Annotated in this window: 17 protein-coding genes, 2 tRNA genes and 1 pseudogene; 18 read left to right on the forward strand and 2 right to left on the reverse strand. The window is 70.4% G+C overall.

The genetic code is table 11. From position 1 onward, the window contains the following. From ACWBNA_RS43730 to ACWBNA_RS43790, 13 genes and pseudogenes are all read left to right on the forward strand, one after another. Positions 1-209 (forward strand): annotated as a pseudogene (locus ACWBNA_RS43730) (hypothetical protein); the annotation flags it as partial. A 57-nt stretch (positions 210-266) separates the two neighbouring features. Further along, positions 267-581, forward strand: coding sequence for a pore-forming ESAT-6 family protein (locus ACWBNA_RS43735; protein WP_384302037.1), 315 nt, complete (start codon positions 267-269; stop codon positions 579-581). Positions 582-630: 49 nt separating this feature from the next. Then, on the forward strand, positions 631-1,026 hold the full coding sequence (locus ACWBNA_RS43740; protein ID WP_482710195.1) for a DUF6507 family protein: 396 nt from the start codon (positions 631-633) through the stop codon (positions 1,024-1,026). Continuing rightward, positions 1,023-3,854, forward strand: a complete 2,832-nt coding sequence (locus ACWBNA_RS43745; protein WP_482710196.1) for an ADP-ribosyltransferase — start codon at positions 1,023-1,025, stop codon at positions 3,852-3,854. Before ACWBNA_RS43740 ends, ACWBNA_RS43745 begins: the two co-directional genes overlap by 4 nt. Before the next feature lie 118 nt (positions 3,855-3,972). After that, positions 3,973-4,272: a hypothetical protein gene (locus tag ACWBNA_RS43750; RefSeq protein WP_482710197.1), complete on the forward strand. Its 300-nt coding sequence runs from the start codon at positions 3,973-3,975 to the stop codon at positions 4,270-4,272. A 17-nt stretch (positions 4,273-4,289) separates the two neighbouring features. Further along, positions 4,290-4,691, forward strand: a complete 402-nt coding sequence (locus tag ACWBNA_RS43755; RefSeq protein WP_482710198.1) for a hypothetical protein — start codon at positions 4,290-4,292, stop codon at positions 4,689-4,691. Between the two features lie 84 nt (positions 4,692-4,775). Further along, positions 4,776-6,005: a DUF6508 domain-containing protein gene (locus tag ACWBNA_RS43760; RefSeq protein WP_482710199.1), complete on the forward strand. Its 1,230-nt coding sequence runs from the start codon at positions 4,776-4,778 to the stop codon at positions 6,003-6,005. Positions 6,006-6,090: 85 nt separating this feature from the next. Then, entirely contained in the window at positions 6,091-6,570 is a 480-nt protein-coding gene (locus ACWBNA_RS43765; protein WP_482710200.1) for an HD domain-containing protein, read from the forward strand. 64 nt (positions 6,571-6,634) lie between these two features. Beyond that, entirely contained in the window at positions 6,635-6,964 is a 330-nt protein-coding gene (locus ACWBNA_RS43770; protein ID WP_383876446.1) for a hypothetical protein, read from the forward strand. Between the two features lie 76 nt (positions 6,965-7,040). Next, positions 7,041-8,396 (forward strand): type VII secretion integral membrane protein EccD, encoded by a 1,356-nt coding sequence (gene eccD / locus ACWBNA_RS43775; RefSeq protein ID WP_482710201.1) that lies wholly within the window; start codon positions 7,041-7,043, stop codon positions 8,394-8,396. A gap of 80 nt (positions 8,397-8,476) precedes the next feature. Further along, positions 8,477-9,892, forward strand: a complete 1,416-nt coding sequence (locus ACWBNA_RS43780; protein WP_482710202.1) for a CpaE/TadZ family protein — start codon at positions 8,477-8,479, stop codon at positions 9,890-9,892. Between the two features lie 53 nt (positions 9,893-9,945). Next, complete coding sequence (gene eccCa / locus ACWBNA_RS43785) at positions 9,946-13,920, forward strand: type VII secretion protein EccCa (RefSeq protein ID WP_482710203.1); 3,975 nt, start codon at positions 9,946-9,948, stop codon at positions 13,918-13,920. A gap of 4 nt (positions 13,921-13,924) precedes the next feature. Continuing rightward, positions 13,925-15,355, forward strand: coding sequence for a DUF6177 family protein (locus tag ACWBNA_RS43790; protein ID WP_482710204.1), 1,431 nt, complete (start codon positions 13,925-13,927; stop codon positions 15,353-15,355). A gap of 82 nt (positions 15,356-15,437) precedes the next feature. On the opposite strand, the gene ACWBNA_RS43795 is transcribed toward ACWBNA_RS43790, so the two are convergent. Continuing rightward, positions 15,438-16,658, reverse strand: coding sequence for an acyltransferase family protein (locus tag ACWBNA_RS43795; RefSeq protein ID WP_482710205.1), 1,221 nt, complete (start codon positions 16,656-16,658; stop codon positions 15,438-15,440). 588 nt (positions 16,659-17,246) lie between these two features. On the opposite strand from ACWBNA_RS43795, the gene ACWBNA_RS43800 reads away from it, so the two are divergent. Continuing rightward, positions 17,247-17,441 carry a hypothetical protein gene (locus tag ACWBNA_RS43800; protein ID WP_030044846.1) on the forward strand — a complete coding sequence of 65 codons (195 nt, stop codon included), beginning with the start codon at positions 17,247-17,249 and terminating at the stop codon, positions 17,439-17,441. A 103-nt stretch (positions 17,442-17,544) separates the two neighbouring features. Here ACWBNA_RS43800 and ACWBNA_RS43805 read toward each other — a convergent pair. After that, a tRNA-Gly gene (locus ACWBNA_RS43805) sits at positions 17,545-17,615 on the reverse strand. A 163-nt stretch (positions 17,616-17,778) separates the two neighbouring features. On the opposite strand from ACWBNA_RS43805, the gene ACWBNA_RS43810 reads away from it, so the two are divergent. The 4 genes from ACWBNA_RS43810 to ACWBNA_RS43825 all read left to right on the forward strand — a co-directional run bounded on the left by ACWBNA_RS43810 (position 17,779) and on the right by ACWBNA_RS43825 (position 21,165). Then, positions 17,779-17,855: transfer RNA gene (locus ACWBNA_RS43810), tRNA-Pro, on the forward strand. Between the two features lie 204 nt (positions 17,856-18,059). Next, positions 18,060-19,469 (forward strand): trigger factor, encoded by a 1,410-nt coding sequence (gene tig, locus ACWBNA_RS43815; RefSeq protein ID WP_482710206.1) that lies wholly within the window; start codon positions 18,060-18,062, stop codon positions 19,467-19,469. Positions 19,470-19,828: 359 nt separating this feature from the next. Continuing rightward, positions 19,829-20,434, forward strand: a complete 606-nt coding sequence (locus ACWBNA_RS43820) for an ATP-dependent Clp protease proteolytic subunit (RefSeq protein WP_217239979.1) — start codon at positions 19,829-19,831, stop codon at positions 20,432-20,434. 50 nt (positions 20,435-20,484) lie between these two features. Next, positions 20,485-21,165, forward strand: coding sequence for an ATP-dependent Clp protease proteolytic subunit (locus ACWBNA_RS43825; RefSeq protein WP_482710207.1), 681 nt, complete (start codon positions 20,485-20,487; stop codon positions 21,163-21,165). The last annotated feature ends 153 nt before the right edge of the window (positions 21,166-21,318 follow it).

Here is a 21,318-nt window from a genome sequence, read left to right on the forward strand (position 1 = left end):
GGAAGTTCAACGGTTCGGGTCGGGCGATGTTCGACCAGTTCAAGGCGCAGGCGGACAGGATCACGTCGGATCTGAACGGCTCGCTGTCGGCGATCCTGGGTGGTCAGTCGGGGATGGACTCGGCGTTCAGCTCGGGTGACCAGGAGCAGGGTGACAACGCGAAGCAGCAGATGGGTGCGGCGAACTTCGATGCGGCGCGTTTCCGCTGAGGTTGGTCTGAGTCGTTCTGTGCGGGCTGTGTTTCGACTTTCGGGGAGTGGTGTGTGATGGCGGGTTCTGGTGCGGATCGTCGGTCGTACGACACGGGTGCGTCGGCTGATGCTCAGTCGAACATCCAGGTGGTGATCGGTCGTCTGGAAGAGGTGATCGGTAACCGTGACCGTCAGGTGAAGAACGCGATGGCGGACTTCACGGCGGATGGCGTGGCGGACGAGTACCACGGCAAGGAACAGCGGTGGACGAACGCCTCCAACGAGGTGAAGAACATCATCACGCTGCTGAAGTCGACGCTGGAGAAGAACGACGGCACGGCACAGTCGACGATCCAGCGGGCCAAGGCCGCGGTCGACAACATCGGCTGACCGACAGCTGTTCTTCGGTATCGGAAGTTGAGGAAAACGGGGGTTTTCGGTGCCCGGCTGGGATCTGAATCCGCAGGGTATCTCCGGTGTGTTGAAGACGACGGGTGAGACCGCGTCGAACCTGGAGAAGTACGGCAAGGCGTTCGGTGAGCATCTGACGTCGGCGGCGACGAGCGCGGGCACCATCTCCGCCGAGGGCGGCGGCGGTGGTGGCGAGGGCGGTGAGAAGGCCGCGGGTGGCCTGGTCGCCCTCGCGTTGTCGCAGTACGCGGAGCGGGCGTCGAAGGACCTGCAGTACGTCGCGGCCCGGGCGGGCAAGTCGCTGCAGGGCGTGGTGGATGCCACGACCGCGTACCTCAACGGTGATCAGGAGATGGCCTCGGAGGCGCAGCGGAACACGCTGGCCGCGCCGAAGGTCGATCTGCCGGGAGTGGGTAAGCGGTGATCCAGCCGGAGCAGATTCCGCAGTTCACGGGTGATCTGGCACAGCTGGAGACCGACTACGCGGACTTGAAGAAGGACGCCGGTCATGTGCGCAAGACCGGCGAGGAGGTCCACTCCCAGTTCCAGGGCCTGTCGGCGTATTACACGGCTCCGGAGGCGGAGCAGTTGTTCGCGACGACGAAGCCGGTCAAGGACCGTGCGGACACGTTCGGGGACGACCTGGAGACGGTGTCCGGTGCGCTGTCGTCGTACGCGACGGAGATCCGTCCCCTGGTCGACAAGCTGAAGGAACTGAAGACCAAGGCCCACACGTTCGTCGACTCTGTCAAGGACGACGACGAGTGGGAGTACGACGGCGACAAGGTCGACGAGCACAACCGGATCCGGGATGACATCACCGCGACGGTGGCGGCGTTCTGGGCGGCCGAGCGGACCTGCCACAACAAGATCACCGCCTTGTGGGGCGGGACGCAGATGGTGGCCGGGGACGGCTCCGACCGTAAGGACCAGTACGGCTTCGCGGCCGACGACCTGAAGAACGCGAAGCTTCCCTGGGGTGACCCGGTGGAGGAGAAGCACCACTGGTACGAGGTCGGCCACTGGGTGAAGTCGTTCGTGTGGGACGGCCTGATCGTGGACGGTGTCTGGGGCACCATCAAGGGCCTCGGCACGCTGGTCGGGTTCGGCGGCTGGGACGCGATGGGCCAGGCGTGGAAGGGCCTCGCCCAGCTGGCGACCGGCCTGGCGATCTCCTCCATCCCCGGCGTGGGCGCGATGTTCTGGACGCTGCCGGACGACAAGCTGCCGTCCTGGATCCGTGATTCGCGCACCGCGATGAAGGAGACCGGCAAGGCGCTGGTGGCGTGGGACGAGTGGGGCAAGAACCCCGGTCGTGCGGCTGGTGCGGTTACCTTCAACGTCCTGACGACCGTCTTCACGGGCGGCGCGGGCGCCGGTGTCGCGGGCGCGGGCAAGGCCGGCGCGGTGGCGAAGGTGCTGTCGGTCGCGGGCAAGGCGGGCAAGGTCATCGACCCGATGACCTACATCGCCAAGGGCGCGGGCGCTGGCCTGTCCAAGATCGGCGACATCACGAAGGGCCTGCGGGGCGTCGGCAACATCGACATCCCCACCCTCCCGGACGGAGCCGTCAACCTGCCCGACGGCCGCCTGATGGACCCGAACGGCAACCTCATCTCGCCCAACGGCACCATCGACACGACGCCGGTCCCCTACGAGACGAACACCCCGACGGTTCCGCACGGCGCCGGGACCACGCCGACGCTGCCGGCCCACTGGACGACCCAGGGCGCCCCCACCCCGTCGTACGCCGGAAGCCACGCGGGCACCGACGCGGCCGCACACACGGTCGACAACGCCGGCCACTACAACACGCCGACCACGTCGGCGGGCCACCCGCCGGGCGGCGCCTTCGACACGACGCCGTCGCCGAGCGCGTACGACCACGCGCCGGCGGGATCGCCGTACGGGTCGCCCTACGGTCAGGCACCGTCGGGTTCCCCGTACGGTCCCGGGCCGTCCGGATCCCCGTACGACCACGCGCCTTCGCCCTCCGCCTACGACCAGGCGCCGGGCACTAACCCGTACACCCAGACGCCGTCGGGATCGCCGTACGGGCACGCACCGTCGCCATCGGCGTTCGATCACGCGTCCTCACCGTCCGCGTACGATCACGCGCCTTCGCCGTCCGCCTACGACCAGACGCCGACCGCCACGCCGCACGACGCCCCGACGTCGACGCCGCACACCGGCGGTCACGACGCTCCCGGCGGCGTCGGCCACCCGGGTGCCGCGAGCCCGTGGTACCACCAGGGTGCGGCGACCCCGGCGCACGACATCCCGACCACGCCGCACACCGGCGGCCACGACGTCCCCGGCACCGGCGGCCACGGCACCCCGGACGCGCCGCACGGCACCGGGCACGACGTCCCCGGAGCCGGTCACGCCGACGACGCCTCGCACGGCGCCGGCCACGGTGACGACGGTGTCGGCCAAGCGGACGATGCCGCGCACACCGGTGACCACGCGGGCGTCGGGGACGCCGCCGCGCACCACGGCACCGATGCTCCGGTCGCTCCGGGGCACCAGGGCGCGGATGTGCCGGGCAGCGGGGCCGGGGAGGCGTTCGAGTACCAGCCCCATGTGTCCGACGCGGAGTGGGACAAGCTCACACCGGCTCAGCAACATCAGGTGGCGTACGCCGAAATCTCCGACGGCACGGTGCCGTTCGCCACGGACGCCGACGCCATCAAGTACGGCCAGACGTATTGGAACGACTACGCCGAGAACATGCCGGAGGTCCGGCGGCAATCGGTCTGGGACTACACCGATGAGCCCAACTACGGCCTTCCGGCACCGCACCCCGACGGGTGGGGCACCTACAAGGAAATGAACGGATACCTGCGAGGCGACGACTCCAAATTGACCCCGTACGTCCAGCACAACATTGACGAGGTCGACGCGGCTCTCGCAGGCCACGCTGTCCCGGAGGACCTCCTGGTGGTTCGCGGTACAGGCATCGGACACCTCGACCTCGACGATCCGCTCGACATGCTGGGCAACACGTACAGGGACAAGGGCTACATGTCCACCTCGCTCGGGAACCACCCCGTGGCCGCGTTCGCAGGGGAGGACGCCCTTCTGCATCTGAGGGTGCCGAAGGGAACTCCGGCTCTCTGGGTGGAGAAGGTGGGCAAGTACGGCATGGGCGAGCGGGAACTCCTTCTCGGGCGCGGTACGGAGTACCGCGTGACCCGCGTGTTCAGGGAGAATGGCCAGATCCAGGTGTACGGCGAAGTTCTGCCCAGGTAGTGGGAGAGGAAGACACCACATGAGCCGGGAACGGCAAGTAAATCCCCGGACTACCGAACCTCTCCAGTTCGAAGAGGTCGCGGGTCCGCCGCGTTATGCCCGAAGCACGGACAAGCCTGTGCAGTACGTCACGGTGGCGAATCCGCAGGGAGCGGTCCTGGGCTACGTATGGGCGAATGACGAGGACGACGCCGCGGGCTGGAAAGCCCGGCAGGCGGGAGGCGACGAGGCCTTCAATCGGGGTGCCCTCTACGTTTCCAAGCTCCGCGACGCCAAGGCCCGCGGGCTGAGTCCCACGGGGGCGCTCGCCGAGCTCATGCGGGATACCGATCCGGTGAACCCGAGCCATGTTGTTCCCGGTTCCTTCAAAGAAGCCTCGGGCCTTGACGTCGTCAAGGACCTGGCCGACAAGGGCTGAGCCGGGATGCCGCTTTCATGAGCAGCGAACGACCGATCAACCCGCGCTTCGCCGAGGACGTGCACTTCGACCTCGTGGCGCCGGGTCCGTCGAGGTACCGCACCCGGACCGACAAGCCGGTGCGGTACTTCACGGTGGTCGACAAGGAGGGTGGCGCGGCCCTCGGGTATGTGTGGGCGAGTGACGAGGACGACGCCGCCGCATGGGTGCCACGCAACGCCGCCGGAGGCCGGGCCCTCGCCGAGGGCGGTCATTGGCACGCCCGGCTGCAAGAGGCCAAGGGGCGGGGCATCCTGCCGTCCCAGGCCCTCGCGGAGATGCTGTCCAACCCGGAAGGCAACCGGGGACGGGCCCTGCCCGGCTCCCTCACCGACGCCCCGAACGCCGACGCGGTCAAGTCCCTCGCCCAGGGTGAATGACGGACAGGCGACTGGCGAACAGCCGGTGGGCCCGCCCTTGAACCGAGTATCTGCGGAGGTAACGGCCCCCGAGGCCTGACCAGCATGACCAGTCCCGTGCACTACGTCACCGTCACCGCCCCCGACGGCGAAGTCGTCGGATACGCCTGGGGCGATGCCACCGACGTCGAGTGGATGCACCGGAACGCCAGCAGTCCCGGTGCCTACAAGGCGGGGCTGGGGTGGTACACCAAGGTCCGTGAGGCTCACGATCGTGGTCTCACCCCCCTCGGTGTTCTCGGACTGCTCAGTCACGAGCCCGGTGTCGGGCCGGTCACCGAGGCGCCCGACGTCGCCGCGCTCGAAGAGCTGGCCCGTGTCGTCACCCCGGCCGACGACCGGCGGCTGCTCGCCCAGCTCGACCGTGACAACGCGGAGGCGTGGCAGGAGCTCGCCGACGCCTTCGACGCGCTCACGGACGAGGACCGGGACGTACGGTGGGGCGGAGGGAACAAGTCGCCGAGCGGTGCCATTCACGTGCCGTTTCCCCTCTACAGCAAGCCGCTCCAGCGTGCTGTCGACGCCCTGCACGGTGTCGGCGCCGTGACCCCCGAACACCGGTGGCGGCACAGCCCGATGCCCCAGGCACCGTCGGAGCGAGGGCTACGGCCCGCCGACGCCGTGCGCGCCGCCACCGCGGTCGTGACCGCGGAGCGGATGAGCGACGGGGAGATCGCGGAGGCCGTGGGGAACGGTCTCCTGGACGCCATAGCCACCTCGCTGCGCGCCTGGTACGCCGACCCGTCCGCCGAGGAGCAGCTCCGGGCCGACGCCCCGCCCGCAGGCCGGCACCGGCCCGACCCGGGCCCCTCCGCCGGCGCGCAGCCTCGACTCCCCACCTCGCACCCTCAAGCCCTCACCCCGCACCCTGAAGCCCCCACCCCGCCGATGTGCAGGTTCTGCGGAGGTTCCCCCGCGGCGGACGTCGCCTTCCGTGCCCATCGGGGTCTCGTGATCCTCATGGGGTTCCGGAAGACGGCCGGGCCGATGTGCCTGACCTGCGGGCTGGCCGTGTACCGGGCGCTGACCACCCACACGCTGGCCTGGGGCTGGTGGAGCCCTTTCTCCCTGTTCGTCTTCACGCCGTTGACGCTGGTAAGGAACCTCCTCGCCGTGCGCAGGGTGAAGAAACTCCCGGCTCCCGGGCCGGGAATGCTCGGCCCGCGCTACGACCCCGGCGTGCCCGTGCACCGACGGCCGCGCGCGTACATCGCGCTGGTCCCGGTGGTGTGGGTGCTCTTCATGATCGTGGCGGGATTGTCGGGAGGGGCGTGACGGAGCTGGAGAGACGGCCGTACCCCGGCTGTACGCGTGGCGCGTCCATGTCCTATGTTGCGGAAGCCAAGTCAGGGGGATCCGCATGGCGCAGGAGAGGCCGCCCGGGACCGGGGCGGAGATGAGTCTCAGCGAGGTCGAGGCCGTCGCGCGTGCCGCGCACGCCGGGCAGACGGACAAGGCAGGACGGCCTTACGCCGAGCACCTGTCGGCCGTCGCCGAGGGCGTGCGTGCCCGGGGCGGGGGCGAGGAGCTCGTCGCCGCCGCGTGGCTGCACGACGCCGTCGAGGACGGGGTCCTCAGCGAGGACTGGCTCGACGCCGCGGCGCTCCCGCAGCGCACCAAGGACGTCGTACGGGCCGTGACCAAGCGGCCGGACGAGGACCCGGAGGCGTACGCGGGCCGGATCCTGGCCACTGAAGGGGCCCGGCTCGTCAAGGCCGCCGATCTCGCGCACAACGCCGACCCGGCCCGCCTCGCCGTGCTCGACGAGCACACCGCCCGGCGGCTCACACAGAAGTACGCCGCCATGCGGCACCGCCTCGGCCTCGCCGCGGGTGACTGACCCCCCCGACGTACAACCCCCACGTACAACCCCCCCACGTACACCCCCTACACAGGACGACTGAATGGCACGGGACTACGACAGTCAGCTGCTGGAGTCGGTGGCGGTGCGCCGGCGCCGGATGCGCGACGCGCTGCTGTTCGGCGCGCAGCGCGCCCGGCGGACGGCGGACGAGCGGTTCGGCAAGATGTTCGCGGGCATCGCGATCGCGGCCGTACTGTGCGCCGGATGCATCGGCTGGTCCTTCCTCCAGGCCACGTTGGCCAAGCAGAAGGCCGAACAGGAAAAGCAGCAACAGCAGCAGGGGCAGCTGTACGACCCGACGCCCAGCGCCTCTTCGAGCGGCGCCGGCGACAAGGGCGACAACGGCGACAAGGGTGCGGAGAAGCAGTGAACAGGGTGTGGACGGGGGGCGTGACCACATCAGAGCGCGCCCATGCCCGAAACGACGCGATGATAGGTTCCGGTGAGTGGTGAGCACAGCAACTTCATTCCGGACCCAGTTGAGCAGGGTCACTCTGATCGGTGAGCGCCGACGCGCCGACATCGTGCTGCCGTCGGACACTCCGATCGGCCAACTGCTCCCCGACATACTGCAGTTGCTCGACGACCGGGCCGCGTCCCGGCCGACCACCCGGCAGTTGATCACCTCCGACGGCTCCGCGCTGCCGCACGACGCCACGCTGTCGTCGGCGGAGGTCCCCGACGGCGCCGTGCTGCGCCTGGTCCGCGCCCACGCCGCACCGCCGGCACCGGTCGTGCACGATGTCACCGACCAGGTCGCCGACGACCTCGATCTGCGCGGCTGGCGCTGGCGTCCCGCCGTACGCCGTACCGCCGCCGGTGTGGCCACCATCGTGTTCGCCGTGATCGCGGCCCTGCTGGCGCGGCGCGAGTTCGCGCTGGAGTCGGTCGCCACCGGCCTCGCGGTCGTCACCGCGGTGTTCCTGGTCGCCGGTGCGGCGACCGCGAAGATCGGCGCGGGCAACCGGGGCCTGGCCACCGCGCTGCTGCTCGCCTCCGGCGGGCTCGGCCTGCTGACCGCGTGGACCGCCGCCGACGCCTACGACTGGTCCGGGACCGCCCGGCTGGCCGGCGTCGCCGCCGCGCTGGTGCTCACGCTCGTGCTGCTCGCCTACTGTTCGCCGCTCGGCCGCGGCGGGCTCATCGGGGCCGGTGCGATCGTCGGGGTGGCCGCCGTGTGGGAGGCCGTCGCCCTCATGCAGGACCGGGCGGACCGGATCGGCGCCGTGATGGCCGTGGTCTCCGTCATCCTGCTCGGGCTGCTGCCGCGGTTCGCGCTGATGGCCTCGGGCCTCACCGCGCTCGACGACAAGCGTTCCTCGGGCACCTCGGTGAGCCGGCACGAGGTCGCCAACGCCCTCGCCGCCACCCACCGCGGACTCGCCCTCGCCACCGTGGTCACCGCGGCGTCGGCCGCCGCCGGCGGCTGGCTGCTGACCACCGCGAAGGAGCCGACCGTCTGGACGGTGACCCTCGCCTCGCTCACAGCGGTCGTCCTGCTGTCCCGGGCGCGGGCGTTCCCGCTGGTCGCCGAGGTCGTGGCGCTGTTCGGGGCGGCGGCGCTGCTCGTCGTACGCCTCGCGGTGCTGTGGCTGGACCACGCGGGAGGCGCCGGCGCGCTCGTCCTGCTCGCCGCGGCGGCATTGCTGCCGCTGCTGGTCCTCGCGGTGGAGCCGCCGGAGCACGTCCAGGTGCGGCTGCGGCGGTTCGCCGACCTGATCGAGTCCCTCGGGGTGATCGGGCTCTTCCCGCTCGCCATCGGGGCGTTCGGCATCTACGGGCAACTGCTCAACAAGTTCTGAGACTTCGAAGACCACACGCCGCCGCGCCTTCGCTCCGGGCGGGACGAGGAGGCGGCGGCGTAGCAGGAGAGAAGGGCGACATGCCGAGCGGGGACAACTGGCAGAGCGACGTGCTGCGCGACCTGAAGGGCGGCGCGGCTCAGCAGCGTGTCCCCCAACCGGGCGCGCAGCCACAGCAGTCGGCGGAGCAGCAGCCGACGGGACAGCAGGGGCAGCAGGCGGCGGGGCAGCAGCCGGGCGCGCAGAACGTCCCGCCGCAGGGCCCGCCCCCGGCGTACGGCCACCCGCAGCAGGCCGACCCGGCCCAGCCGCAGCCGCAGCCGCAGCCGCAGTCCCAGCCTCAGCCGCAGTCCCAGCCGCCGTACGGCTATCCGCAGCAGGCAGCCCCCGCCCAGCCGCAGCAGCCGTACGGCTACCCGCAGCAGGGATACGGCGACCAGGCCGCCGCGTATCCGCAGCAGGGCTACCCCGCCCAGCCGCAGCAGCCGCAGCAGGCGTACGCCCAGCCCCAGCAGGCTCAGCCGGCCCAGGCCCCACCACAGGCTCCCGCCCCCCGCGCCCGCTCACCCCGCGCCACCCCCGACTCCCGCCCGGTCGTGGACAAGAAGCTCGCCGCCGCCGGCCGCGGGCCGCGTCGCGGGGAGCCGTTCAGCGCCCGCGCCCTGCGGGCCGTACGCCGCACCGTGTCCTCCTCGGCCGCGCGCGAGGTCGCCGAGACCACGGCGACCGCCGAGATACTGCAGCAGCCGGTCACCACCGGCCGGCAGATCGCGGTGACCTCCATCCGCGGGGGCTCCGGCAAGACCACGATCGCCGCACTGCTCGGCACCACCTACGCCCACTACCGCCAGGACCCCACCCTCGTCATCGAGGCCGACCCGGCGCTCGGCTCGCTGCCGCTCAGGCTCGGCGCGGAGACCCTGCGCTGGACCACCGGCGACCTCGCCGACGTCGTCCAGCCACAGATGTCGCTCCTCGAGATCACCGGCTACCTGGTCCAACTGCCCGACAACGCCTGGCTGTTGCCCGGCAGTCAGGGCCAGGTCGGGGCCATGCTCGACACCAAGGCGTACGAGCGGGTCATGGTGTCGATGCGCCGCTACTTCGGGGTGACCGTCGTCGACTGCGAGACGATGCCCGCCGAGGTCGCCCGCACCGCGCTCTCCGCCGCCCAGGCCCGCATCCTCACCGTGCCGGCCACGCTGGAGGGCGTCGCCAGCACGCACGCCGTCCTGCAGTGGATGCGCGGACTGCCCCGGGACATCACCACCTCGACCGTCGTCGTACTCACCGAGACCGTCCCGCACACCGGCGTCGACGTCGAGAAGGCCGCCGAGCAGCTGAAGACGACCGGGGCGAGCGTGCGGATCCTGCCCTACGACCGGCATCTGGCGGCCGGCGGCACCATCCGCACCGACCTGCTCGCCCGGGACACCCGGGAGGCCACCACGCGGCTGGCCGCGGAGGTCTTCCAGCTCTCCCAGAAGAGCCGCTGAACCATCCCCTGTGCGAAGGGAACCAGAAGACCGCTGAGGACGAGGCAAGAACGATGAGCACCCGACTGATCCACCGGCCGGCCCGCACCACCAGGCCCCCGGCCTCACCCGAGTCGCGCACCATAGAGGCGCCGCCCAACCTGCCCGACGGCAAGACGGGCTCGATCGCGACCTCGCTGCTGCCCGTCGCCGGTGTGATGTCGTCCGTCGTGATGATGACCGTCGTGCGCAACAGCCAGTTCGCCGGGCTGGGCGCGATCATCCTCGTCGTCACGATCGTCGGCTCGATGGTCATGCTCTTCTCCCAGCGCGGCAAGGCCCAGCGCACCCGCCGCACCCAGCGCGAGGCCTACCTCTCCTACCTGGAGGACACGCGGGAGGAGCTGTCCAAGGAGGAGCGGGAACGGCGCGAGAGCACGGGGGTGCTCAACCCGCCGCCGGACGCGCTGTACGACATCGTGCGCGACCCCGCCCGGCTGTGGGAGCGGCGCCGGACGGACGCCGACTTCCTGCGGGTCCGGGTCGGCACCGGTGAGATGCCGGTGCGGGACCTGAGGGTGGGCCAGCCGAGCTCGTCCGTGCTCACCCCGCCCGACCAGTTCATGCTGAACGAGGCGTCCGCGCTGGTGTCCCGCTTCAGCGTCGGCACCGAACTCCCGCTGACCGTCCCGCTCGACCGGGTCGGCAACATCAGCGTCATCGGCAGCCGCGAGGACACCCTGAGGGTCGCCCGCGCGCTCATCGTGCAGGCTGCCGCCACCCACGCGCCCGACGACGTGGCCATGGCACTCGCCGCGTCCGGCGACCGGATCGCCGACTGGGAGTGGGCCAAGTGGCTGCCGCACCTGCTCGACTCCGAGCAGTTCGACGGCCCCGTCGCCGCCCGCCGCATCGCGCCCTCGCTGCCCCAACTGGCCCGCCAGATCGGCCCCGAGCTGCGCCGCCGCGCCTCCTACGCGGCCGAGGTGCGCCGCGGCCTGTCCGGCAAGGACGCCCTCGCCATGACCTCCCGGCTGCTGGTCGTCGCCGACGGACACGGCGAGGACGCGGTCGAACTGCCGCGTCCCGACGACGCGGTGGGCCTGCGCGACATGAGCGTCACCGTCCTGCACCTGCTGGACCAGCGGATCCAGGAACCGGGCAGTGTGGGCGTGCGTATCACCGTCGACGGCGAGCAGATCGTCATCGAGGACCTGCGCATGCCGGAGCCGGTCAGCGCCCACGGCACCGTCGACGAGATCGGCCTCCCCTTCGCCGAGGGCCTTGCCCGGATGCTCGCCCCGCTCAGGCTGTCCGCCGAGTCGATGGTCGACGCCCCGCTCACCGGCCCGGTCGACTTCGCCGAACTGCTCGGCATCGACGACGTGGCCGGCCTCGACCTGAACCGGATGTGGGCGCCGCGCGGCGAACGCGCCTTCCTGCGCGTGCCCATCGGCATCAGCGACTCCCACGAGCCCGTACTGCTCGACCTGAAGGAGTCCTCCGAGCTCGGCATGGGCCCCCACGGCCTGTGCGTCGGCGCCACCGGCTCCGGCAAGTCCGAGCTGCTGCGCACCCTCGTCCTCGCCCTGGTCGCCACCCACCCGCCGGAGGACCTCGCCCTGGTCCTCGTCGACTACAAGGGCGGCGCCACCTTCGCCCCCTTCGCCGGCCTCCCGCACGTCGCCGGCGTCATCACCAACCTGGAGAACCAGGCCGGCCTGGTCGAACGCGTCCACGCCTCGCTGGCCGGCGAGGTCAAGCGCCGCCAGCAGGTTTTGAAGAACGCGGGCAACGTCGCCGACATCGGCCACTACGCCGCCCTGCGCGCCGAGAAGCGCCCCGACCTGGAGCCGCTGCCGCACCTGTTCGTGGTGATCGACGAGTTCGGTGAACTCCTCACCGCCAAACCGGACTTCATCGACCTGTTCCTGTCCATCGGGCGCATCGGCCGCTCCATCGGCGTCCACCTGCTGCTGTCCAGCCAGCGCATCGAGGGCGGCAAGCTCAAGGGCCTGGACACCTACCTGTCGTACCGGCTCGGCCTGCGCACCTTCTCCGCCGACGAGTCCCGCACGGTCCTGGACACCACGGACGCCTTCCACCTGCCCCCGCTGCCCGGCTTCGGCTACCTCAAGGTCGACACCAGCCACTACGAGCGGTTCAAGGCCAGCTACGTCTCGGGTGCCTACAGCGGCCCCGTGCAGCGCGACGAGGAGGACACCGGCCCGCTGGCCCTGGAGTACGAGGCGTACAACACCCTCGGCGACGACGGGAACAGCGCGCCCGAGGAGCCGAAGATGCGGCGCCGGGAGACCGGACCCACCCAACTCGGCGTGCTCATCGACCAGTTGGAGAACGCCGGAGCCCGCTCGGTACGCCAGATCTGGCTGCCCCCGCTGCCCGCCGCCGTCCCCCTGGACAAGGTCGCCGGCCCCGTCGAGGTCGGCGCGCGCGGCATGCAGCTCGCCAAGCGACGCGGCCCCCTCCAGGTGCCGCTGGGCATCATCGACGACCCGACCAAGCAGCAGCAGGGCCAGTGGTACTTGGACCTCACGCTCTCCGGCGGTCACGCGGCGGTCATCGGCGGCCCGCAGTCCGGCAAGACCACCCTGCTGCGTTCCCTGGCCCTCTCGCTGGCCCTGACGCACACCCCGCAGGAAGTCGGCATCTACGGCCTCGACCTGGTCGGCGGCGGCCTGCAGGCCCTGTCCGGGCTGCCGCACGTCGGCGGGGTCGCCGGCCGCGCCGACCGCGAGCGCGCCGCCCGCACCATCGACTCCGTCCGCGCCATGCTCGACCAGCGCGAGGAGCTCTTCCGCATCCACAACATCGACTCGCTGGAACAGCTGCGCACCCGGCGCGCCGCGGGCCAGGTGCCGGAGCTGGCCTCCACCGAGATCGTGCTGCTCATCGACGGCTTCGGCGCCCTGCGCGACGACTTCGAGAACCTCGACGACGCCGTCATCGACATCCTCAAGCGCGGCGGCGGCTACGGCATCCACGTGGTCGCCGGCATGCTGCGCTGGAACGACGTGCGCATCGCCACCCAGTCACAGTTCGGCACCCGCGTCGAGCTGCGCCTGAACGACCCGAGCGAGTCGAGCATCGACCGCAAGCTCGCCCAGACCCTCTCCCCGGAGGAGAAGGGCCGTGTCCTCACCGACGGCAAGCTCTTCGCCCAGGTCGCCCTGCCCCGCACCGACGGCCTCGCCGACACCGCCGACCTCGGCGCGGTCCTGGAGCGCACCGCCCGCCAGCTCCGCGCAACCTGGACCGGCGAGGTCGCCCAGCCGGTGCGGGTGCTGCCGCACGTCCTGGAGCCCGAGCTGCTGCCCGGCCCGGCGTCCGAGCCGCGCCGCGTCCCGATCGGCCTGGACCAGACACAGCTGGCCCCGGTCCTGCTCGACCTCTTCCAGCACGACCAGCACCTGATGATCATGGGTGACAGCGAGTGCGGCAAGACCAACCTGCTCAAGGTGATCACCCAGGGCCTGATCGAGCGCTACGGCGACGACGAGCTCGTCTTCGGCGTCTTCGACCCGCGCCGGGGCCTGCGCGGCGCGATCCCCGAGGAGTACCGGGGCGGCTACGCCTACAACTCCAAGCTCGCCGCCGGCCTCGCCGCGGGCATCGCCGGGGAGCTGGAGAAGCGGCTGCCCGACGAGAGCGCCGACAGCGAGGACCTGGAGCCGGGCAGCTTCTCCGGCCCGCGGATCGTGATCCTCGTCGACGACTACGACGTCCTCACCACCGCGGGCCAGCAGCCGCTCGCGCCCTTCGTGCCGTACATTCCCTCGGCCGTCGACATCGGCCTGCACTTCATCCTCACCCGCCGCGTCGCGGGCGCCTCCCGCGGCCTGTACGAGCCGATGCTGCAAGGGCTGCGCGAGTCCGGCTCCTCTGCGCTGGTGATGGCGGGCGACCGCAGCGAGGGCCAGCTCTTCCCCGGCGTGTACGCGAGCGCACAGCCGCCCGGCCGCGGGGTGCTGGTCCGCAGGGGCCAGCCGAACCGGCTGATCCAGACCGTCTACACGGGGACCAGGTGAATCCATGACGAAGGACGTCATCACCCTCACGAAGAAGATGCCCGACCCGCTGAGCGTGATCGCCGGACTCCTCTCCGGCGGCCCGGACCGGCTCGTGGGCACCGAGGGAGAGGGCGCGGTGGTGCAGCTCTGCGACGAGCAGGGCCGCCCGCTGGTCTCCGTCGAGGCACCCCTGCTGGTGCAGGTCAGGGGAGAGGCCGAGCGGCTGCTGGGGGCGAGTGCGCCCGAGGTGCCGTACTGGTGGACCGAGGCCCGCGCCACCACCGGCGTCAAGGAGGCCGAGCAGCTGGCCGGTACCTTCGCCGCCCGGCTCGCCACGCTGGTGGGCGGGACGGCCTGGCCGCCCGAGGTCGCCTGGTCGCTGGCCGTGGTCAACACGGACGGCATGAGCGCGGCGCCGGTCCCGGCCGCCGCCCAGCCCGCCGTGGACGTCCTCACCGACAAGGTCGCGGTCATCATCCAGGACCGTCCGGTGGTCGCGATGACCGCCTGGCTCTCGGACGCCTTCCGCGCCGCCGCGAACGCCGAACTCGGCCTCCAGATCGTCACCCCCGCCGGGACCCGCCTCTCCCCGGCGGTCCGCGGCAGCCTGCCGGGCTGGCCCTCGCGCTGGGTGGTGCAGGACGAGCGGGACGGCTACTACGACGGCCTGTCCGGAGCCGTCCTGGAGTGGAAGAACGGCCTCTTCGTCACGGTCGAGCCCCCGGACGCCACCCGCGAGGACCCGCGCACCCCGGTCGCCGCCACCTATCGGGAGGGCGCCGCCGCGAAGGGCGACACCGGCGAACGCCAGCTGGCGATCTCGTTCCGCACCGTCCACCCGGCCGACGACCGCCTCGTCCTCGGCGGCGCCCTGGAGGCCGTATGGCGGGAGATCACCGGTGAACCGCCGGCCGGCTGGGGCACCGAGGAGCCCGCCAACCTCCCCTGGTCCGTGCGGCAGCTGACCGACGTGGCGTACGAGCGCTCGCCCGCGCCGACCTGGCTGGTGGCCGTCGGCACCCCGGAGCGTCCCGGCCTCGCGACCGTCCGCATCACCCGCACCAAGGGCGGTGTCGAGGAGGACGTGACCATGGCCTTCGGCTACGGCCCCGGCGAGCAGCTGCCGACGGACGCCGTACAGGCCGCCGCCGAGGCCCTCGCCACCCGGCACGACCTGCAGTCCATGCTGGTCCAGATCCGCCGGGCCCGCCGGGACCTGTCCGTCCCGCCCCACTTCGAGGGCCCCGGCGTGCCGTACGCGTTCGTCCTGGGCGCCGAGGAGGTCCGCCAGATGCCCGGCGACCGCGCCCGCCGCACGCCCCTCGCACAGGCCCCGCGAGAACTGGGCCCGAGGACCCGGCCCGCGCTGTACTACCCGCTGCCGGGCGACCCGTCGGACTTGTCGGGCTGGCAGGACTTCGAGCGCCTGATGAGACACCTGAAGGGCGACTAGCCCGGTCGGCCCGGCAATGCCCGGTCGGCCCGGGAACGACGGAGCCCCCCACTGCTCGGCGGTGGGGGGCTCCGTCGCGGTCTCAGCCGGCCGAGACCTTCTCCTTTTCCCGTACGGGGGTCTTCTCACGCTGCTCGCGGCCGCGGGCGACCTCGGTGGCATCCCGCTTGAAGGCCCACTCCATCTTCGGCTCCATGGCGAACCGGAAGACGCGGCGCACCGGCGCGGTGCACAGCACGGTGACGGCGGCGCCCGCGCAGACGCTCACGAAGATCTCGCCGAGCGGCCGGTGCAGCCACGGGTGCTCGAACCAGCCCGCGTAGTCGCCGGCCTTGACCAGGAAGCCGTGCAGCAGATAGCCGAAGAGCGTGCCTGCGCCGAGCGAGGTGAACCACATCTGCCGGCCCGGCACCCAGGAGAAGAAGCAGGCGGTCAGCAGCAGGGAACAGCCGAACAGGGCGAGGACCATGACCGGTCCGGTCCACCACGGCGCGCCCAACTCCTGCGCGGCGTCACGGTGGTAGAACCACCCGGTGGCCATGCGCGGCACCGACCACCAGCCGATGACCAGCGCGGCGGCGAACACCGGCACCGACAGGATCCGCACCGAACGCCGGCGCACCAGCCGGAAGTGCTCGGGCTTCATGAGCAGGCCCAGCACGAAGAACGGCAGGAACTGCAGCACCCGCTGGAGGTCCAGGTCGTCACCGATCTCCGGGCTGACCGACGCCAGCATGGCGATGGCGAGCGCCAACGGCAGCGGCCACCGCACCAGCTTCCAGATCGGCGTGGTCAGCCGCCAGACGAACAACGCGATCAGGAACCAGGTCAGGTACCAGGGATCCAGCAGGCTGATGGCCTGGTCCGGCGAGCCGCCGACGTAGCGGTTGAAGAGCGTGTACGCGGTCTCGAAGAGGACGTACGGCACGACGACGCCGGTGATCAGCCGTTGCAGCCGGTCGGCGCGCATGTCGAAACTGCGCGAGAAGAAGCCGGAGATGACGATGAACGCCGGCATGTGGAAGGCGTACACCACCGTGTACGCGCCTTCCAGGATCCGGCTGTCGCCCTTGAGCGGCTCCCAGGAGTGGCCGATCGCCACCAGCACGATCGCCAGGTACTTGGCGTTGTCGAAGAACGCGTCGCGCTGTTTGCCGGGTTTGTTGCCCGAGGGGGCGGGCCGGCCGGCCGTGGCCGCCCTGGTGTCGTGCGGCGAGCGCGGACTGGGCACTCCGTCCGTCGGCGCGTGTGCCGGGGGGAGTGGCGCTCGGTTCTGGCCGTGCGGTCGCAGCGAGTTCGTCACAGACCCTCCCACCAGGAACGGGGGGAGACGATCGGGGACCTCGCTGCGTTGGCGGGGGACGAGGCAGCGTGGAACATCTGAGGCACCCTAGCCTTGGCTGTGGGTTTTCGTAAAACCCTCGACGTCATTCCTGGTTAATGGCTGCGGATACCCCCGTTTTCCGGAAGTTGGCATCGTTGTCCGCGTGATGACCGACACATGTCCCATGCCTGACCGCATGCACCACCTGCGCCCTCATTGTCGCGATTCATCCTGACTAAATAGGGCATAAGGCGCCTTTGGTGGCCGCCCGGCACGGCAGTCGACGTACCTGTGGCGTCAATTCGAATTAACTGCGAACACGTTGTGTGGACACGGAAACGAACTTGTTGAATTCCCCGTGCGGGTGCCCGGTCGAATTACTGTGCGGGCGGGCCGAGTCGGCCCGCCCGTACACCCGGCCACGGGTGGCTCCGGGCATGGAAGTGACCAACGATCCGTCACGCGCCGCATATGCGGCCCTCATTGGTGGCACGATGGTTCTGGCGGGGGTGCGCACGGTCGCGTCCCCGGGCCGGGAGAGCGGACCGACCAAGGGTGTGATCAGTTGTGGCCATTTCTCTGTCAGTGGTGCTGCTGTTGGCGATCATCCTGGTGGTGTTGATCCGGGGAGGCTCGCTGAAGGCCGGCCCCGCCGTCGTCGCGGTGCTCTTCGGCTTCTTCCTCGCCTCGACCGGGATGGCCGACGACATCCAGCGGTTCCTGAACTCGATAGCGGAGACCATCAACTCGATCCAGTTCTAGGCGCGCCCCGCATGGTCCGCCGCCGCAGACGCCACGGTCAGCCCAGGACAGCACAAAGACCTCCGGCCCGATCCTCGAAGGACCGGGCCGGAGGCCTGTTCGGAGCGGGCGACGGGAATCGAACCCGCGTAGCTAGTTTGGAAGACTAGGGCTCTACCATTGAGCTACGCCCGCACAGCGCGCACCGCAGGTCAGCTGACCGCGGCACTGATGGCATCGTAGCGGGTAGTCCCCCTCCGTCGCACACCGCGTTCGTGTCCGCCCGGGTGGCGGAGCGCGCCGGTGAATTGCGGCGACCTCGCTGCCTGCGGGCATGTAGCCTACGTCTCGCACCAGACGGGGTGTGGCGCAGCTTGGTAGCGCGTCCGCTTTGGGAGCGGAAGGCCGTGGGTTCAAATCCCGCCACCCCGACCATGTACCGGTCAGCCCGGTCACTCCACGGTCACCTCGCGTGACCACTCGACGTGATCGCCTTTGGGGCGTGTCGCCGCTGCCGTTACTATGCAAGCTGCACGCCCGTGTGTCTCTCTCCTCTGGAAGTCCTCCGGGCGGCGAATCCGCCGGGGCCGGTCTGGCTCCGGCAGAAACCAAGAAGTCAGCCCCCAAGGAGACCGAACCGTGAAGAGCGCCGTGGAGACCCTGAACCCGACTCGGGTTCGGCTCAGCATTGAGGTGCCCTTCGAGGAGCTCAAGGACAGCCTCGACGCGGCGTACAAGAAGATCAACCAGCAGGTCACGGTGAAGGGCTTCCGGAAGGGCAAGATCCCGGCGCGCGTCATCGACCAGCGGTTCGGCCGCGGTGCGGTCCTGGAGGAAGCGGTCAACGACGCGCTTCCGAAGTTCTACACCGAGGCGGTCAACGAGGCCGAGATCGACGTCCTCGGCCAGCCCGAGGTCGACATCACCGAGCTGAAGGACGGCGAGACGCTGAACTTCACCGCCGAGGTCGACGTCCGCCCGGCCATCGAGATCCCGGACTTCTCCGGCATCGAGGTCGAGGTCGACGCCGTCGAGGTCACCGAAGAGGACATCGACAAGTCGGTCGAGCAGCTCCGTGAGCGCTTCGCCTCGACGTCCCCCGTCGAGCGGGCCGCCGCGGACGGCGACGTCGTCACGATCGACCTCGAGGCCAAGGTCGACGGCGAGATCCTCGAGGACGGCGTCGCCAGCGGCGTTTCCTACACCATCGGCTCCGGTGAGCTGCTGGAAGGCATCGACGACGCCGTGACGGGCCTGGAGGCCGGTGGCGAGGCCACCTTCACCTCCGAGCTCAAGGGCGGCTCGGCGGCCGGCAAGGAGGCCGAGGTCACCGTCAAGGTCACCCAGGTCGCCGCCCGCGAACTGCCCGAGCTGGACGACGACTTCGCGCAGCTCGCGTCCGAGTTCGACACCCTCGAAGAGCTCAAGGCCGACAGCCGCAAGCGCCTCGAGAACATGAAGCAGTACGACCAGGCCACGCAGGCCCAGGAGCGCGTCCTGGAGAAGCTGCTCGACCTGGTCGAGGTCCCGGTCCCCGAGAAGCTGCTCGAGGACGAGATCAACACCCGCAAGCACAACCTCGAGCACCACCAGCTCGGCCAGATGGGCCTCGACCTCGAGAAGTACCTCGAGATCCAGGGCAAGACGGCCGAGGAGTTCGACGCCGAGACCAAGGAAGCCGCGGTCAAGGGCATCAAGACGCAGTTCGTCCTCGACGAGCTCGTCAAGCAGGAGAAGCTCAACGTCAACCAGGAGGAGCTCACCGAGCACCTCATGCGGCGTGCGTCCTCCTCCGGCATGTCCCCCGACCAGTTCGCCCAGGCGGTCGTCGAGGGCGGCCAGGTTCCGCTCCTCGTCGGCGAGGTCGCCCGCGGCAAGGCTCTGGCCGTCGTGGTCGAGAAGGCCACGGTCAAGGACACCAACGGCGAGGTCATCGACCTGGACGACGAGGAGGAGGCCGACGAGGCCACCACCGAGACGCCCGAGGCGGAGGCGGAGGCCACCACGGAGGCCACCACCGAGGCCGAGACCGAGAAGACCGAGGGCTGACACCCACGGCGCCACTGACGCCGGTACGACAGGCCCCGGGGAGCATCACGCCCCCCGGGGCCTGTCGGCGTACGGCGGACATCGCCGCGAAGGGGCGCGGGGAACTGCGCGACGAGCCACAGCGGACTGGCACCCGCCCACCGGCCAATGGGCCCACGGCGATGAACCCGCCCCACCCAACGGAGCGACATGCGCTGACAGCGAACAGTCTCTTCTCCGGGATTCTCCGGAGGGACCAGCGCGTTAGGGTCCATGAATACGAGGGCAGGGGAGTCCCCGAAACGGCTCCAGCCCCGCAGGGAAACGTGAGACGGCCCGGCGCCGTCGTAAGACGAGCAGGTGGATACGTGACGAATCTGATGCCCTCCGCCGCCGGCGACCCCTCCATCGGTGGTGGCCTCGGTGACCAGGTCTACAACCGGCTGCTCGGCGAGCGGATCATCTTCCTCGGCCAGGCGGTCGACGACGACATCGCCAACAAGATCACCGCACAGCTCCTGCTCCTTGCCGCTGACCCCGACAAGGACATCTACCTCTACATCAACAGCCCCGGCGGCTCGATCACGGCCGGCATGGCGATCTACGACACCATGCAGTACATCAAGAACGACGTGGTGACCATCGCCATGGGCCTCGCCGCCTCCATGGGCCAGTTCCTGCTCAGCGCGGGTACGCCCGGCAAGCGCTTCGCGCTGCCGAACGCCGAGATCCTGATCCACCAGCCGTCCGCCGGCCTCGCCGGTTCGGCGTCGGACATCAAGATCCACGCGGAGCGGCTTCTGCACACCAAGAAGCGCATGGCCGAGCTGACGTCCTTCCACACCGGCCAGACCATCGAGCAGATCACCCGCGACTCCGACCGGGACCGCTGGTTCGACGCCGACGAGGCCAGGGACTACGGCCTCATCGACGAGGTCATCACCACGGCCGCCAACATGCCGGGCGGCGGCGGCACCGGGGCCTGAGGCCCCCTGCAAGCCCCCAGCCGACCGCCACAGCCCCTAGGAGAGAGACAGTGAACGACTTCCCCGGCAGCGGCCTGTACGACCGCGCACGCGCCGAGAGCACGGTGCCCGTGGCCGAGTCCCGGTACGTGATCCCGCGCTTCGTGGAGCGCACCTCGCAGGGCGTGCGCGAGTACGACCCGTACGCGAAGCTCTTCGAAGAGCGCGTGATCTTCCTCGGAGTCCAGATCGACGACGCCTCCGCCAACGACGTCATGGCGCAGCTGCTGTGCCTGGAGTCGATGGACCCCGACCGTGACATCTCGGTCTACATCAACAGCCCCGGCGGCTCCTTCACGGCGCTCACTGCGATCTACGACACCATGCAGTTCGTGAAGCCCGACGTCCAGACGGTCTGCATGGGCCAGGCCGCCTCGGCCGCCGCCATCCTGCTGGCCGCCGGTACGCCGGGCAAGCGCATGGCGCTGCCGAACGCCCGCGTGCTGATCCACCAGCCCTACAGCGAGACCGGCCGCGGCCAGGTCTCCGACCTGGAAATCGCCGCGAACGAGATCCTGCGGATGCGCGCCCAGCTGGAAGACCTGCTGGCCAAGCACTCCACCACGCCGATCGAGAAGATCCGCGAGGACATCGAGCGCGACAAGATCCTCACGGCCGATGACGCCCTGGCGTACGGCCTGATCGACCAGATCATCTCCACCCGGAAGATGAACAACGCGAGCGTGCGCTGACGGCGGACGCTGTATCGTCTGCCGCTCCTTGGCACGGTTCAGGACTGTGCACGACAAAGCGCACGTCGAAGTGAACCGTGCCAAGGGGGGCCCGAACGAGGGGCCCGGCAAGGTACCGTCGGACATAAGGCAGCACCAGGAGCCGCTGGACCT

The sequence above is a fragment of the Streptomyces sp. Q2 genome, assembly GCF_056820935.1.